Origin of the sequence: Nonlabens sp. Ci31, from assembly GCF_012974865.1 — a bacterium.
GTDB lineage: Bacteria > Bacteroidota > Bacteroidia > Flavobacteriales > Flavobacteriaceae > Nonlabens.
In genome coordinates this window covers 1,160,691-1,176,391 of sequence record NZ_CP043633.1, presented here as the reverse complement: position 1 = coordinate 1,176,391, position 15,701 = coordinate 1,160,691, and the positions used below count along the sequence as shown (strand labels likewise).

At 38.4% G+C, this 15,701-nt stretch carries 15 protein-coding genes; 3 read left to right on the top strand and 12 right to left on the bottom strand.

Features of this window, described 5'->3' with window-relative positions; all coding sequences use genetic code 11:
• Nucleotides 1-180: 180 nt before the first annotated feature.
• From F0365_RS05295 to F0365_RS05260, 8 genes are all read right to left on the bottom strand, one after another.
• Nucleotides 181-654 carry an LEA type 2 family protein gene (locus F0365_RS05295; protein ID WP_169932743.1) on the bottom strand — a complete coding sequence of 158 codons (474 nt, stop codon included), beginning with the start codon at nt 652-654 and terminating at the stop codon, nt 181-183.
• 428 nt (nt 655-1,082) lie between these two features.
• Nucleotides 1,083-2,033, bottom strand: coding sequence for an ABC transporter ATP-binding protein (locus tag F0365_RS05290; protein ID WP_169932742.1), 951 nt, complete (start codon nt 2,031-2,033; stop codon nt 1,083-1,085).
• Nucleotides 2,034-2,148: 115 nt separating this feature from the next.
• Entirely contained in the window at nt 2,149-4,311 is a 2,163-nt protein-coding gene (locus F0365_RS05285) for a prolyl oligopeptidase family serine peptidase (protein WP_169932741.1), read from the bottom strand.
• A gap of 12 nt (nt 4,312-4,323) precedes the next feature.
• Nucleotides 4,324-5,628 (bottom strand): T9SS type A sorting domain-containing protein, encoded by a 1,305-nt coding sequence (locus F0365_RS05280; RefSeq protein WP_169932740.1) that lies wholly within the window; start codon nt 5,626-5,628, stop codon nt 4,324-4,326.
• Between the two features lie 66 nt (nt 5,629-5,694).
• A complete protein-coding gene (locus F0365_RS05275; RefSeq protein ID WP_169932739.1) occupies nt 5,695-6,684 on the bottom strand; it encodes an aspartate-semialdehyde dehydrogenase in 990 nt (329 codons plus the stop codon).
• Between the two features lie 355 nt (nt 6,685-7,039).
• On the bottom strand, nt 7,040-7,459 hold the full coding sequence (gene mscL, locus F0365_RS05270) for a large conductance mechanosensitive channel protein MscL (protein WP_169932738.1): 420 nt from the start codon (nt 7,457-7,459) through the stop codon (nt 7,040-7,042).
• A 113-nt stretch (nt 7,460-7,572) separates the two neighbouring features.
• Entirely contained in the window at nt 7,573-8,691 is a 1,119-nt protein-coding gene (gene alr, locus F0365_RS05265; protein WP_169932737.1) for an alanine racemase, read from the bottom strand.
• Nucleotides 8,692-9,327: a thymidine kinase gene (locus tag F0365_RS05260; RefSeq protein WP_169932736.1), complete on the bottom strand. Its 636-nt coding sequence runs from the start codon at nt 9,325-9,327 to the stop codon at nt 8,692-8,694.
• Nucleotides 9,328-9,414: 87 nt separating this feature from the next.
• Here F0365_RS05260 and F0365_RS05255 point away from each other — a divergent pair, with 87 nt between their 5' ends.
• From F0365_RS05255 to F0365_RS05245, 3 genes are all read left to right on the top strand, one after another.
• On the top strand, nt 9,415-10,242 hold the full coding sequence (locus tag F0365_RS05255; RefSeq protein WP_169932735.1) for a hypothetical protein: 828 nt from the start codon (nt 9,415-9,417) through the stop codon (nt 10,240-10,242).
• 191 nt (nt 10,243-10,433) lie between these two features.
• Nucleotides 10,434-10,814, top strand: a complete 381-nt coding sequence (locus F0365_RS05250) for a transposase family protein (RefSeq protein ID WP_169932734.1) — start codon at nt 10,434-10,436, stop codon at nt 10,812-10,814.
• Nucleotides 10,780-11,766 carry an ISL3 family transposase gene (locus F0365_RS05245; protein WP_410505480.1) on the top strand — a complete coding sequence of 329 codons (987 nt, stop codon included), beginning with the start codon at nt 10,780-10,782 and terminating at the stop codon, nt 11,764-11,766. Before F0365_RS05250 ends, F0365_RS05245 begins: the two co-directional genes overlap by 35 nt.
• Nucleotides 11,767-11,947: 181 nt before the next feature.
• Here the strand turns inward: F0365_RS05245 and atpG are convergent, their stop codons facing one another.
• The 4 genes from atpG to F0365_RS05225 form a co-directional block, all read right to left on the bottom strand.
• Entirely contained in the window at nt 11,948-12,823 is an 876-nt protein-coding gene (gene atpG / locus F0365_RS05240; RefSeq protein ID WP_169932733.1) for an ATP synthase F1 subunit gamma, read from the bottom strand.
• Between the two features lie 63 nt (nt 12,824-12,886).
• Nucleotides 12,887-14,461 carry a F0F1 ATP synthase subunit alpha gene (gene atpA / locus F0365_RS05235; RefSeq protein WP_169932732.1) on the bottom strand — a complete coding sequence of 525 codons (1,575 nt, stop codon included), beginning with the start codon at nt 14,459-14,461 and terminating at the stop codon, nt 12,887-12,889.
• 167 nt (nt 14,462-14,628) lie between these two features.
• Nucleotides 14,629-15,165 carry an ATP synthase F1 subunit delta gene (atpH, locus tag F0365_RS05230; protein WP_169932731.1) on the bottom strand — a complete coding sequence of 179 codons (537 nt, stop codon included), beginning with the start codon at nt 15,163-15,165 and terminating at the stop codon, nt 14,629-14,631.
• Nucleotides 15,166-15,170: 5 nt separating this feature from the next.
• Nucleotides 15,171-15,668: a F0F1 ATP synthase subunit B gene (locus F0365_RS05225; protein ID WP_169932730.1), complete on the bottom strand. Its 498-nt coding sequence runs from the start codon at nt 15,666-15,668 to the stop codon at nt 15,171-15,173.
• Between the last annotated feature and the right edge of the window lie 33 nt (nt 15,669-15,701).

Here is a 15,701-nt window from a genome sequence, read left to right as displayed (position 1 = left end):
GCGAGTGAAACGAGCTTTGGTCGGAAAGGTTGAAAGTGCTAAAAACATGCTCTAAAGTTTCTTTTAATCTTAAGTATCCCCGCGCAACTGTCCTGTAGGTATTTCTCAAAAAGAAAAGTCTGATGAAATAGTTGTTGAAAATGATTCCTAGGTTACCGCTATGTAGCAAAATGAAAACAATTAAAAATTAAACCTTACCGGAACACTCCAACTATCTGCCACAGGAATCCTAAAATAAAAGGCACCTATACCCACCTTGATGCTTCCTTCATATTTTACATCCACTTTCTGACTAGCGAGTATTTGAAGTGCTGCTCCTAAAACTCCTTTTCCTTTGTCGCCATAAACTTCTCTGGGGTTCAACGCTGTTCTTATAGCGAATTCAAATTCAGAGCTGGATGGCATAACGACCGTTTCCACCTGATGTATAAGAGCTATTTTATTTCCATTAATGTAGACGTCCAAATCTACTTCTTCAAGGTTTAGTGCTGCGCTATTAGGGTTATACAGCACACAAGTCGCCAAGATGTCCAATTGATTTGGTGTTGCTTTTTCAAGTGCTGGATTTTTTATCTCGACAAAAATGTTGTCCTCATAAGGGTTCTTGCAGGAGCTTAACAATAGAAGTGTGAGCAGAAACAAAAGTTTTTTCATGGTCAGACGTTTGTCCAAATATAAAAGCCCTGTACCAGATTCAGACGCTGGCATCACAAATAGTTGCTATACGTATTCTAAAGACCTTAACTATGCTGCGATACTTTGCCGTATAACAGGCAGTTCCTAAATAGGTTTGAAGCAAACGCGTAACTAAAATGTATAAGTTAGCGTCCGATGTTCCAGAATGATCATAAGCGCATAAATACGGCCTGTTGATCGTTTTATCCTGCTGGGAAGGCTGCGGGATTCAGTAATTAATTTACGGAAAGCTATATCGCAGGTTCGTTCAGCATCCAGTATGTGTTCTCGATTCCATTTAAGGACCGCGATCCATTGTGGATTCCACACAAATTTGGAATTCGCTTTTATCTATAGATCAAAATTTATGGAAGGACAAAATTTATCTTCGTTTGCTAAGAGCGGCCTTAGGAAGCGAGGTTTAAGAGCACTTCTTTTCCAGCAGAAATAGCCCCTTTTGATCTAAAAAACACCTCTTTATCATCCTTTCGAGCTTTTATCAAATAATCTGCTCCTTGAAAAAAGGACTGTTGTACCTCCACAGAAAAACCAGTTTTAGCAACTTTCAATTGGTGTGGGTACAGAATTAAATCCTCTCTGCTGTCCAACCAATCTTTAGGAATTAAATTTACCTCATCAAACAAAGCAGCCGTATAAGTATTTAATGGGTTTCCATACACCTCTGATGTCGGTCTAAAATCCATGATCTGACCTTCCTTCATGATGATGGTTTGATGACAAAAAGAGAGCACATCGTCTTGATCATGTGTGGCTACTAGACAGCTGATATTATTACGGGTCAGGTAATCAAAAAGTTTTCTACGCAACTCATTTTTCCTGAAGTTATCGATGTGTGAGAATGGTTCGTCGAGTAATAAGAGTTGAGGCTCCTGAGCAAGTGCTTTTGCGATCGCTACACGTTGTTTTTGACCGCCAGAAAGTGTTTTCACCTTACGGTTTTTAAAGCTGCTCATATCGACTACATCGAGCAATTCATCAATACGCCTTACTCGGTTGTCTATTTGAATAGAAAGATGCTCTCCTACGTTTTCAAAGACGCTCGTAAAGGGCATAAGGTCGAATTCCTGTGGTACGTATTTCATCATGGAATGGCCCGGCACAAGATGGTGGTCTGCTCCCTCTAACTCTTCACCATTCCACTTGATAACTCCTTTTTGTGCCTGTAACAATCCGTAAACGATATCTAAAAGGGTGCTTTTACCACAGCCGCTTTCTCCTATAACAGCAACAGTAGTCCCCTGTTTAATTTTTAAGGAAATATTTTTTAAAATTTCCGCTTTCGCGTCCTGCCTGCCGGGAGGCAGGAAAGCGAAACTAATACCAATCAACTGTAACATAAAACAAAGGTAGTTACCTATGCACGAGAATTAATATAGATTTTACAAAAAAACAATAGCAATAAAAAACCCATGTCTTGCAACATGGGTTCTTGAAATAATATACCAGATAATTTTACATCTTTACTTGAGACTTTACATCTGGAAGCTGCTCATAGCCCATATTATAAAGGCCAAAAGCGTAGATATCTGTTCGCTCTTGAATCTGTTGCTCTGTAGATTTTCCAGCCCCATGACCTGCGTCAGTTTCTATTCTGATCAATGTAGGTGCCTTTCCGGTTTGCTTGGATTGCAGCTCTGCGGCAAACTTAAAAGAATGTGCAGGAACCACACGGTCATCATGATCTCCAGTAGTCACTAAAGTTGCTGGGTAGGGAACCCCTTCCTTAATATTGTGCAATGGAGAATATCCTTTTAGGTATTCAAACATTTCTGGATTGTCCTCAGCCGTTCCATAATCGTAAGCCCAACCGGCACCAGATGTAAATTTATTATAACGCAACATGTCCAATACTCCTACAGCAGGAAATGCCACGCCAGCAAGATCAGGACGTTGCGTCATGGTCGCCCCTACTAAAAGGCCTCCATTTGAACCTCCTTGAATAGCTAGATGTTTTGTATCTGTGTACTTGTTGTCTTTTAACCACTCTCCTGCAGCAATAAAATCGTCAAATACGTTTTGTTTTTGCATCTTAGTTCCCGCATCATGCCATTTTTTACCATATTCTCCTCCTCCACGCAGGTTAGCTACCGCATAAACACCGCCCAAGTCCATCCAAGCTGCCTGTGTTTCAGAAAAACCAGGGTTTAAAGAGATATTAAAACCTCCATATCCATAAAGTATGGTTGGATTTTTACCATCCAACACGATTCCTTTTTTATAGGAGATAATCATAGGAATTTTTGTGCCATCCTTAGAGGCGTAAAAAATTTGCTTGCTTTCAAAGTCTTCACTATCAAACTTGATGTCTGGCTTGCGGTAGAGTTTTGAAGTTCCTTCTTTTATGTTATACAAATAGATACTTCCTGGAGTCGTGTAATTAGTAAAGCTATAATACAACGTCTTTTCTTTTTCTTTTGCGCCAAAACCACCTACATTTCCTATCCCTGGAAGCTTTACTTCTCTTACAAAAGAACCGTCATAATTGTATTGTTTTACTTGAGAAACAGCATCTACCATGTATTCTGTAAATAGATAACCACCAGCAGTAGATGGAGAAAGTACGTGTTCTGTTTCTGGAATGACATCTTTCCAAGTTTCCTGAACAGGATTTGAAAAGTCGGTTGTTACTATTCTTTTATTAGGTGCCTTATCATCTGTTACTAACCACAGCTGAGTTCCCTGATTGTGCAACAGGTACGTGTTGGTGTCAAAATTATCCACTACGGCCACTAAAGGGGCATTTGCTGTATTCAATTCCTTCATCCACATTTTTCCACCATTTGTAGAAGTACTTCCAGAGATGACTAGATATTTTTGATCTTCTGTAACGCCACCGCCTACATAACGGTATTTTTGGTCTGGTGTGCCGCCAAAGATTACTTTGTCTTCACTTTGTGGTGTCCCCATTTTATGGTAATACAATTTATGTTGATCCGTCATGGCACTGAGCTCACTTCCTTCAGGCTTATCATAACTGGAATAGAAGAAACCATCGTTTCCTTTCCATGAGGTTCCTGAGAACTTTACATCTACTATGGTATCTCCTATTTGCTTCATAGAATTTACATCCAGTACGATTACTTTTCTCCAATCACTACCACCTTCACTAATCGAATAGGCAAATAAAGAACCGTCTTTAGTAAAGCTGGTTCCTCCTAAAGAAGTGGTTCCTTTCTCACTAAAGGTATTGGGGTCTAAAAATACCTCAGCGGTTTCTGGATCGCTGTCTTTTAGATATCTATAAATGACGTATTGATTTTGTAACCCATCATTTTTATAGAAATACGCATAGGCTCCTTCGATAAACGGAGCGCTAACTTTTTCATAGTTCCAAAGCTCTGTAAGTCGTTTTTTGATCTCTTCTCTATAAGAGATTTTAGAAAGGAAATCTTGAGTCGTTTTATTTTGATCTTTTACCCATGCTTCTGTTTCTTCACTGCGATCGTCTTCTAACCATCGGTAAGGATCTGCTACTTCTACTCCATGATACACATCTACGGTATCCACTTTTTTTGTTTGCGGATAGGTCATTGCCATACTTGTTTGTTTTTTCTCTTCTTCCTTACAGGAAATTAATACCGCTAGAGCCGCTGCTCCCATTAGCCATTTTTTCATAGTTGTATCATTTTAGTGTTTTATAAATTTAGAAGTTTTGCGACCAGAATCTGTGAATATTTGAGCGATATAAACCCCAGATCGGATGAGGTTTGTATGTATAAGCTTGTTGGTAGATGTCAGTACCATTCGACCATGTAAATCATAAATCCTTACCTTTTTAAACAGTTGATCTGTCGAAATCTCTAATTGTTCTGTCCGGTTGTTATGGAACAGTTGAACTTCAACTAATTCCGCTACGGAGGCTTCGTTTAAAACGCTACCTGTATACCTAAAAACACCCAAGTTATTAGTTGTATTACTAAAACTACCACTGTATCCTACGGTATCATTAAAAAAAGCAACATCTACATGTTGATCTGTATCTATATTAATCCATGTCGTACCGTCATCTAATGAATACGAACTCCCTGCAAAGTTTGCTTCACCACCAGTACTCACCATATGAAAGGTATTGGGCAAATAAGAAATTGCACCACCGTAAGGCGCTCCCGTACCAGAAAAAACAACACCGTTCCAAGTCTGTCCAGCATCTGTAGTTTTAAAAATATTCCCTGTGTTATCCTGAATAACTCCGCGGTTTGCTGTGGCAAAAGAAAGGTCTCCAAAAATAGTGGTTCCACCAAAATCGCTCAAGGGAGACTGGTAAACACTCCAGGTCACACCCCGATTTGCGGAATGAACAATACGTCCAGCACTAGTTGTAAACCAAATGCTATCTCCAGAATGAGCAAACTGAGCTAAATAACCAGTTTCATTATTCAATGGTGCCGGCAAACTTGCAGAGGGAAGCCTACTGTAAGTGGCACCTCCATTGTTAGAGGTGTAAATCTCCCAATATCCATTGGTAGGATCTCCTATAGCAAGACCATTATTTGCGTCAAAGTAATGTACGATGTTGGGAAAACTAGCTGCATTATTAAAAGAAGCCGCTGTTTGTTGCGTCCAAGTAACCCCAGCGTCTATAGTTTTCCAGATGCCACCTTGCTGTCCAGCTTGTCTGGGATAAGCTGCTACAAAAGCAGTATTTGAATCGACACCACTTAGGTCTGAGATTCCTAAGGTGGTATCTCCTAGGTCAAAAACTCCTGCAGTCCATGTGAACCCTGAGTCGTCTGTTTTAGAAAATTGCTGGATGTTATTTGCTGTATTGAAACCATCATAGCCAATAGCCCATGCTAGGTTTGCATCTACGACATGAAACTTGCTCAAGCCTGTAAAGTTAGCTGGAAATCCAGATGTGGTTTCTGTCCAAAATTGTGCTTGCGCTACCAGGCAAAAAGAAATAAAAAAACCAATAACTATTTTTCTCATCATAACTTTAAGTTCAACACGTAAAGTTAGAGAAAAATAAGCACTGGTCTAGATTTTGAGCATATGTTTCTACACGAGATTGCTCTTTATCAAATATTCTGCGATTTGAACAGCGTTAGTAGCGGCTCCTTTTCTAAGGTTGTCTGAAACAATCCACATGTTAATGGTGTTTTCTTGAGAATGATCTCTTCGTATACGGCCTACAAAAACGTCGTCTTTACCATGAGCCATTAACGGCATAGGATATACGTTTACATCTACGTTATCTTGAACAGTTACTCCAGGTGTTTCTGATAAGAGTCTTCTTACATCAGACTCTGTAAACTCCTTTCTAAATTCTACGTTCACACTTTCTGAATGACCTCCTACTACCGGAATACGCACTGCAGTTGCTGTAACAGCAATCGTATTATCTTCTAGAATTTTTTGAGTTTCTTTGATAAGTTTCATCTCTTCTTTTGTGTATCCGTTTTCTTCAAAAACGTCGCAGTGAGGAATGGCATTTTTATGAATTTGGTAAGGATAAGCCATAGGGCCTTTTTTACCTGCATATTCATTTTCTAATTGTTCTACTGCTTTTACTCCTGTTCCTGTAATGGACTGGTAGGTAGAAATTACCACCCTTTTTACACCGTATTTTTTATGAAGAGGTGCCAAAGTAGCTACCATTTGAATAGTAGAGCAGTTAGGATTTGCAATGATTTTATCTTCTTTTGTAAGCGAACTTGCATTGATTTCTGGAACGATGAGTTTCTTATCGGCATCCATTCTAAAGGCACTAGAATTATCAATGACTGTAGTTCCCACTGCTGCAAATTGAGGTGCAAACTCCAGACTTACCGACCCTCCAGCAGAGAACAGTGCAATATCAGGTTTCATCTCGATAGCCTGTTTTATACTCACTACCTTGTACTGTTTGCCCTTAAAGGTGACCTCTGTACCTACAGATTTTTCAGAGGCAACAGGGATAAGGGATGTAACATTTAGGTTGCGCTCCTCAAGGATGCGCAGCATGACCTGGCCTACCATACCGGTAACGCCTACAACAGCTATTTTCATGAGTAAAAATTTAAATGTAAAAGTATTACGTGTAAGTTTATTAACCTTCTAAAATTCTTATAATTTTAGAAGGTTAATAATTTGTCATCTATAGTTATGGATTCCAGAAAAACAAATCATGATCCCCGTAAAAAGCATCCCGATCAAATTTAGACAACCCCAAAACAAATAGTTGAGATCTCACACCTAAAAAAGTTTTTTAATGAATAGAAATTTTCTCAGGGACAGACTTAAGTCTACCCTTAAGAAAAAAATCAGGATCCTACTCATAAAAAAACCGTCTTATTTTTCAATAAGACGGCTGCATTCGGTCGGTTAAAACTGTTTACTAAAAGCGATATGCTTTAGGCAGGTACTATTTCTGTAATTTGATGGCATCGCGTATTTCCATAAGAAGTTGTTCTTCTTTGGTAGGTCCTGCTGGTGCAGCCGGTGCTGCTGCTGCTTTAGGCTTTCTAGCTTTGTTATATGCTTTTACAATTAAAAACAGTACAAAACCAATGATTACTAAAGAGATGATGGTGTTCACCCACTCCCCATATAAAATAGCATTTTCTGGTTTTATCACTACACCATCTGCATCTAGGATAGCATCAGCCAGTATGATTTTTAAGTCTTTAAAATCTACCCTATTAGCAAAATGGCCAATGATGGGCATCATAATTAAATTGACAAAGCCTTTTACTACAGCACTTACAGCTCCTGCAAGTATTACTGCAACGGCAAGGTCTATAACATTTCCCGTCATTATAAAATCTTTGAACTCTTTAAACATGAAGTTGTATTTTAGATCAATTGTTTCCACAAAATTACTTCAATTCCGTTTGTTAACATGAATTTAAGAATAAATTGTTTGACCACTTGAACTAAAATTAGACAAAAAGCAAATTACTTAGATGAATTGTTTACATATACCCGTCTTACGCGTTTTTGAATACCGGTAAGCAGTTCATAAGAAATGGTGCCTGCATCTTCAGCCATCTGTCTCGAAGTGTGAATTTGCGGATCAAAAATAACAACTTCATCCCCCACTTTTGCCTCCATTGCGCTAATGTCTACCATAAACATATCCATACATATAATACCTAATGTGGGTGCTGGCTTCCCGTTAATTCTAACTTCTAGCTTTCCACACCCATAGATGCGATTAACTCCATCGCCATGACCTAGTGGAACAACGGCATAGGTAGTACGGTCCTTTGCAACAAACTTGCGGTTATAACTTACCGTCTCACCTGCCTCTATAGTTCGTATCTGTGAAATGTTTGAAATAAGGCTGGCAATAGGTTGTAGATTTAGATCATATTGCGCATCGTTTCCAAAACCGTATAATCCTATTCCAGCGCGTACCATATTGAAATGAGCATTTTTATAATTGAGAATCCCGCTGGTATTGGATTCATGTTTGAGCACCTCATAACCCAATTTTTGTGGTAAAGTGGCTGTAATATCCTCAAATAAAGCGATTTGTTTTTGGGTAAAAACAGCCTCGCCTAGGTCTTCACTCGCTGCAAGGTGGGATTGTAAACCACGTACTTTTACTTCTGGACTAGAATGGATTTTTTCGAGCACTTTGTCAATTTCTTTTGGATCGATTCCCAAGCGATTCATACCGGTATTGAATTCTAAATGTATGGGGTAAGATTGTTGTTGTTTCGCTTTCGCGGAAGCGGTAAAAGCATCCAACATCTCCACACTATAAATAACGGGCTCCAAACAGCGGTCTATGCATAGATCGAGGTTGTGCTGCTGTGGGTGGAGGATGAGAATGGGTTTTATGATTCCATTATCTCTCAACTCTACGCCTTCCTCTATATAAGCAGTCGCAAAATAATCGGTTCCTAATTCTTGTAGTTTTTGAGCAATAGGTACTATTCCGTGGCCATAAGCATTTGCCTTAACGACCGACATGAACTTAGTGTCCTTACTTATTTTGCTGCGCAGATAATGGTAATTATGGGCTAGCGCTTCTAAATTTACTTCTAATCTGGTGCCTTTTAATTGCATTTAGGAGGTGTTTTTATCATTCACTTCTTCTGTCTTCACATCCATATCTTTCAGTTTATCAGAAAGCATGGCTTTGTAGTAAGCTGCGCGACTCAAGGGCTCATATTCTTGTTGCTCGCCTAACATGACTACTTTTTCATCGGCAGTTTTACGGTAGGAATACTGGGCTAGATTTCCTGTTCTGGTACAAACAGCGTGAACTTTAGTGACATACTCTGCGGTTGCCATAAGTGCAGGCATTGGGCCGAAGGGGTTTCCTTTAAAATCCATATCCAGTCCGGCGACGATCACTCGTATACCGCGATTTGCAAGAGCATTACACACGGCAACTATTTCGTCATCAAAAAACTGGGCTTCGTCTATTCCTACTACTTGACAGTCATTTGCAAGAAGAGGGATGTTTGCCGCAGCAGGAACTGGTGTACTCGGAATCTCATTAGAGTCGTGAGAAACTACCATTTCTTCATCGTAACGCACGTCAATGGAGGGCTTGAAAATCTCTACTTTTTGCTGTGCAAACTGCGCTCTTTTTAAACGTCTGATCAATTCTTCTGTTTTACCAGAGAACATAGAACCACAAATTACTTCGATCCAGCCAAATTGCTCTTCATGATTAACCGTATTTTCTAGAAACATTTTGTAATTTACAGGCGTTTAAAGTGAAGAACTTTTTCTTCACTCAATTATCAAAAATACAAATAAACCAGCGGCAATATTCCCATTATGAAAAAGAAAATAGCAGCAGACCTTACCAGCCTAGCACACCGTATCCTTCAACTTGAAAAAAAGGAAGAGGTAATTGAGCTACAGGCCATTGCCAAGGAATTGTATGAAAAACTTACCGTACTCGCTTTTACAGAAAAACACTTTGCAGACATACTGCCTACTGCTGGAAATGCAGAAATAGAACGCCGACTCTCTAGTGCATTTACCGAGGCACAGGAAGATGTGGACAGCATTACAGGAGATGTAGAAAAAGTCATGGGAGGTGCACAGGAAGAGGCCCAAGAAGCTTTTGCAAATCACGATCTAAGCGACCTTTTCATGCCTTCAGATGACGATACGAGAGAAGAAATAGAGCTTCCTGGAATAGCTACCATCAGTAAAATGGTACAAGAAATGCCTGATGAAGTACCAGAAACCAGCGCAAAAATTAATATTCCTGAGGAAAAAAAGGAGAAAATTGACATTCCTGATCCCAAACGATATACCAAAAACGACCTAGAAGAAATCACAGCAGACTTCCAGACAATGCCGGTTTTTGAACGTAAAGTAAATGATACAAAAGCTGATGAAAAGCCGGTCTCTCTAAACGACCGACTTTATAAAGGCTTGAAATTTGGAATGAATGACCGTTTAGGTTTTATCAAACACCTTTTTAATGGCAGCAATCAAGATTTTAACCGTGTAATCTCTCAATTAAACACAAGATCTACTTTTAAAGAAGCTCAAAACTTTATAAACACGATGGTAAAACCAGATTACAACAACTGGGAAGGAAAAGATACTTATGCCAATAGATTTATGGAGCTTGTGGAGAGGAATTATTAGAAGAAGTTGATGCTGAATTTCGCTTTCGCGAAATAGTAAACCACAACATAGTTGATATAAAAAAGCTTGTTTTGAGATTCAAAACAAGCTTTTTGCATTGATTTATTTCATATTTATTGAACCACTATTTGATGTGATTTTTCGGGACAGGTAAAAAAGTTGGGGAGTAAGCTTAACTTTGTAAAAAAAAGTTGACAAATCCTTTATCTATATTCCTTCCAGATTCCCTATTAAATCACTTTGACCTATTACATGTTACCGAGCTGGGAGAAGTCTCTAGTAAAAATATGATTTATCATATTGAATTGGCAGAAAAGAATGATCTACATAAAGGTTATAATAGGCTTAATTATGAGTCTAAAGGCTTCTATCCTGAAAAGACCATTCAAGATTTTCCTATACGCGGTAAAACCGTTTATTTGGTTATTAAACGACGTAGATGGCGAGAGAAACAAAGTCGCATAGAGATTAAAAGTGATTATTCATTTATAGCCGAAGGTTCAAAATTAACCATTGAATTATCGGATTTTTTAAAAGATACAGGTCGAGACCCGAGAAGATACGATAAGTAATATAGCGAGTTATTACGGTATTAAACCTGATTTATTAAGACGGCATTATAAGAAAAAAGTAAGCGGTTTTAAAGAATGGGATCAATATATTCATCCTGAGCAGTATCTGATTTACCCAGAGAATATAGGATCCTATTTATCGATAGACGAGGTAAGTTTGTCTAAAGGAGAACTCTACACCTTTGTGACCAATAAGAATGGAAATGGTAAAAAGAAAACTTTAGTAGCCTGCATTAAAGGCACTAAAAGTCAAGACATCATTGATGTTATCTCTAAAATTCCATTAGAAAAAAGAAAGTTAGTAAAAGAGATAACCCTAGATATGGCTAACAATATGCAACTTGCCTCACGGATTTGTTTTCCAGAAGCTTCTCTAGTCACAGACCGATTTCATGTAGTAAAACTAGTTATGGATGCGCTTCAACATGTACGAATAAAGTACAGATGGAATGAAATCGAAGCAGAGAACCAAGCTATTCAAATAGCCAAAGAACAAGGTCAGAAATATATTCCTATAATCTTAGAAAATGAGGATACACCAAAACAATTATTAGCTAGAAGCAGATACATTATTGCTAAAAAAGAAAACCAATGGACAGAAAATCAGAAGCATAGAGCCCTATTATTACTTAAAAGGTATCCACTTTTACATAAAGCACATAAGCATACTTTAGAGTTTAGAAATATATATGAGCAAACTACAAAACAACTAGCTAGAAGGATGATCTTAGAATGGATAGAGAAAACTAAGAAGATAGAAATTAAAGAATTTAATACCGCGGCAAACAGTCTTAACTATCACATGGAAACGATTTTAAACTTCTTTACAAATAGAAGCATTAACGCTAGTGCAGAGTCTTTTAATGCAAAAATAAAACTCTTTAGAGCAAATCTAAGAGGGGTTGCCGACACTAAATTCTCCCTCTTTAGATTAGAGAAACTTTTTAGCTAGTCCCCAAGAAATACATGTGACTCGTTTTGTTTTAGTACTCACCCTTTAGATACAAAATCATGAAAATGTTACATAAAAATTAAAAGAAGTTTAAATTTCCCACATAAAAAAGCCTTTCAGAAATTCTGAAAGGCTTTATAAGTTTTCGTAAAAATTTAGCAGTTTCCCACCTGAGTTGGAACTAGTCCTTCAATGCTTCAGCACCACCTACGATCTCAAGGATCTCGTTAGTAATCGCCGCTTGACGTGCTTTGTTATAAGTCAATTTCAATTGATCTCTTAACTCTGTTGCGTTATCTGTTGCTTTATGCATAGCTGTCATACGCGCACCGTGCTCACTAGCCCAAGAATCACGTACTCCTTTGTACAATTGCATCTTCAGTGACTTAGGGATCAATTCTTTAACGATTTCTTCCTTAGAAGGCTCAAAAATATAGTCCATCTCAGTTTCTGCTTGAAGTGCATTTTCGTCTTTTGCTAGTGGCTTAAGAGGTAGGAAATCTTCTGTCATTACGATTTGTGTAGCAGCATTTTTAAAGCTATTATAAACAATAATGATTTTATCAAACTCTCCCGTTATAAACAGTTCCATAAGCTCTTCAGCAATTAAAGCTACGTTATCATAAGAAATGTTCTCAAATAAATCGCTTTTATTAGACTGTACAGGAGATTTTTTACTTACAAAGTCATTAGCTTTCTTCCCTACAGTCATGTAAGAAACGTCCACATCTTTTAATTCGTTCTGATTCAATCGAATCAGCTCTTTTATAATGTTCGTATTAAAAGCACCTGCAAGACCACGATTTGAGGTGATTGCAACTACCAGAGCTCTTTCTACATCTCGTTGCTCTGTATATTTACTTACAGCATCACCCTCCATAGTAGCACTAAGATTTTGGAGAAGCTCCGTAAGCTTATCAGAATAAGGACGCATTGCTGTAATAGCATCTTGTGCTTTTTTCAACTTTGCCGCACTTACCATCTTCATGGCAGAGGTAATCTGCATGGTAGATGATACGGACGATATTCTATTTCTTATTTCTTTTAAGTTGGCCATGATTCAAGTTCAGAGTTCTGAGTTCAGAGTTATAAGTCAGAAACTCTGAACTCATAACTAATGTTAATAACGACTAGAAAGATCCTTAGCTACCGCTGTAAGTGTATCAATCACTTCATCAGTCAGTTTTCCAGCTTTAAGAGTACCCATTATTTCACTGTGCTTAGCGTTAAGTAATTCTAAGTAATCTCTTTCAAATTCTTTTACTTTCCCAATAGGTACATTTCTCAACAAGTTCTTAGAACCCGCATAGATAATCGCAATTTGATTTTCTACTGGGTAAGGACTGTTTTGTGATTGCTTAAGAATTTCAACGTTTCTCTTTCCTTTCTCGATAATACTTAAAGTAGCGGCATCTAAATCAGAACCAAATTTTGCAAAAGCTTCTAATTCACGGTAAGCTGCTTGATCTAGTTTTAATGTACCAGATACTTTCTTCATGGATTTGATTTGCGCGTTACCACCTACACGAGATACCGAGATACCTACGTTAATCGCTGGACGTACACCAGAGTTAAACAAATCTCCATCTAAGAAAATCTGTCCGTCTGTAATAGAGATCACGTTAGTTGGGATATATGCAGATACATCACCAGCTTGTGTTTCAATAATAGGAAGTGCAGTAAGAGATCCACCACCTTTTACGATAGGCTTCAAACTGTCTGGTAAATCGTTCATGTTTGCTGCAATTTCATCATTGTTGATGACTTTTGCCGCACGCTCTAACAATCTAGAGTGGAGAAAGAATACATCTCCTGGGTATGCCTCACGTCCTGGTGGACGACGTAGCAAAAGAGATACTTCACGATAAGCAACTGCTTGCTTAGATAAATCATCAAAAACAATAAGAGCAGGACGACCTGTATCACGGAAATACTCCCCAATCGCTGCACCAGCAAATGGTGCATATACTTGCATAGGAGCAGGATCAGATGCATTTGCTGCAACTATAGTCGTGTAGGCAAGTGCTCCAGCTTCTTCAAGCACATTAGCAATTAATGCTACGTTAGAGGCTTTTTGCCCTATCGCAACGTATATACAATATACTGGCTCGCCAGCATCATAAAATTCTTTTTGGTTGATGATGGTGTCGATACAAACGGTAGATTTACCCGTCTGGCGGTCACCGATTACCAGCTCCCGCTGTCCACGACCTACAGGAATCATCGCATCAATTGCTTTAATTCCGGTTTGCATAGGCTCCGTAACAGGCTCACGAAAAATTACTCCTGGAGCTTTACGCTCTAGAGGCATCTCATAAAGATCACCTTCAATAGCACCTTTACCATCTATAGGCTCACCAAGAGTGTTCACCACACGACCTACAATTCCTTCTCCTACTTTAAGAGAAGCAATACGCTCTGTACGCTTAACAGTATCACCTTCTTTAACCTCAAGTGATTTACCTAGAAGTACCACACCTACGTTATCTTCTTCAAGGTTAAGAACGATTCCTTCCAGCCCACTTGCAAAAGAAACAAGTTCTCCATATTGTGCATTAGAAAGACCGTAAACACGTGCGATACCATCACCTACGGTAAGTACGGTTCCCACTTCATCAAGGGATGCAGTCGCATCAAAACCTGATAGTTGTTGCTTAAGTATTGCAGATACTTCTGCTGGATTTACTTCTGCCATGTTCTTATATTTATTCTTGTTAAATGTCTATGCGTCGACAAGCGCTGCTGGACAGTTTTTATTTGTTGTTATTTAATTCATGCCCCATTAAAGGAAACGCCAAATTTTTTTAAGCTCGCTTTCGAAAAAACGGAATAAAAGTGAGCAAATTACTTATAAGTCTAATGCTAGTTACTAGCAAAGGTTCTTTTAAGCTCGCCAATTTTATTTTGTACACTTGCGTTGATCTCTCTATCCCCTACTCTTAAAACAAAACCACCTAAAATACTCGGGTCGATGACTTTCTCAAGTGTTACTTCTTTACCTGCCAATTCTTTAGCCTTAGCAAGTACTTTCTTCTCAAGATTTGCTGTGATTTCTACAGCTGTGGTCACAGTTGCAATCTCACGCTTATTCAATTCTTCAAAAAGAACTATAAAGCTTGTTGCTACGTCTAAGACGATCTCTGTACGCTTATTAGCAACCAACAGGTCAAAAGTCTTCTTGGTCACATCATTGGCATCCTTGAAAATATTGTGCAATACGGCACGTTTTTGATCGGCCTTTACGACTGGACTAGAAAGAAAATCTCTTAACTCCTTGTTTTTTGAAACAGTAACAAGGATGCTTTTCATATCTTCATTTACAGCAGCAGCTTTATTCTCATCTATTGCTAGAGAGAGAATAGCTTTTGCGTAACGTGATGCAGCTCTTGATAATTTCATAGTTTCTAGATATTTGCTTCTGCAAGCATTTTATCGATAAGGGCAAGTTGAGCATCTTTTTCAGAAAGCTCTTTGCGAGTTAATTTTTCAGCTATGCTTACAGAAAGTTCAGCAACTTGAGATTTGATGTCTGCAAGTGCAGCTTTTTTCTCAGACTCTATAGCTTCCTGGGCACTAGCAATAATTTTATCTGCTTTTTCTTGAGCTTCACCAGCAGCATCTGCAATCATTTTTTCTTTGATCTCACGAGCATCTTTAATCATCTCGTCTCGTTGAGCACGAGCTTCTTGCGCTGCCGCTTGATTTGAAGCTTCCAAATTTGCCATTTCAACCTTAGCTTGCTCTGCACTTGCAAGTGCGTTAGCGATTCCGTCTTCTCTTTGATTAAGAGCTTCAAGAATAGGTTTCCACGCAAATTTTCTCATCAATACTATTAAGATGATGAGTATAAGTGCCTGCATGAAAAACAAGCCTGGTGAAAAATCATTTATTAAATCTAACATATCTAAATGTTGTTTGTTTTAACCTTAATAATA

Bases quoted from the DNA above. Each gene is read 5' to 3' on its own strand.
- F0365_RS05295 (WP_169932743.1), bottom strand. From the start codon at position 654: ATGAAAAAACTTTTGTTTCTGCTCACACTTCTATTGTTAAGCTCCTGC.
- F0365_RS05290 (WP_169932742.1), bottom strand. From the start codon at position 2,033: ATGTTACAGTTGATTGGTATTAGTTTCGCTTTCCTGCCTCCCGGCAGG.
- F0365_RS05285 (WP_169932741.1), bottom strand. From the start codon at position 4,311: ATGAAAAAATGGCTAATGGGAGCAGCGGCTCTAGCGGTATTAATTTCC.
- F0365_RS05280 (WP_169932740.1), bottom strand. From the start codon at position 5,628: ATGATGAGAAAAATAGTTATTGGTTTTTTTATTTCTTTTTGCCTGGTA.
- F0365_RS05275 (WP_169932739.1), bottom strand. From the start codon at position 6,684: ATGAAAATAGCTGTTGTAGGCGTTACCGGTATGGTAGGCCAGGTCATG.
- mscL (WP_169932738.1), bottom strand. From the start codon at position 7,459: ATGTTTAAAGAGTTCAAAGATTTTATAATGACGGGAAATGTTATAGAC.
- alr (WP_169932737.1), bottom strand. From the start codon at position 8,691: ATGCAATTAAAAGGCACCAGATTAGAAGTAAATTTAGAAGCGCTAGCC.
- F0365_RS05260 (WP_169932736.1), bottom strand. From the start codon at position 9,327: ATGTTTCTAGAAAATACGGTTAATCATGAAGAGCAATTTGGCTGGATC.
- F0365_RS05255 (WP_169932735.1), top strand. From the start codon at position 9,415: ATGAAAAAGAAAATAGCAGCAGACCTTACCAGCCTAGCACACCGTATC.
- atpG (WP_169932733.1), bottom strand. From the start codon at position 12,823: ATGGCCAACTTAAAAGAAATAAGAAATAGAATATCGTCCGTATCATCT.
- atpA (WP_169932732.1), bottom strand. From the start codon at position 14,461: ATGGCAGAAGTAAATCCAGCAGAAGTATCTGCAATACTTAAGCAACAA.
- atpH (WP_169932731.1), bottom strand. From the start codon at position 15,165: ATGAAATTATCAAGAGCTGCATCACGTTACGCAAAAGCTATTCTCTCT.
- F0365_RS05225 (WP_169932730.1), bottom strand. From the start codon at position 15,668: ATGTTAGATTTAATAAATGATTTTTCACCAGGCTTGTTTTTCATGCAG.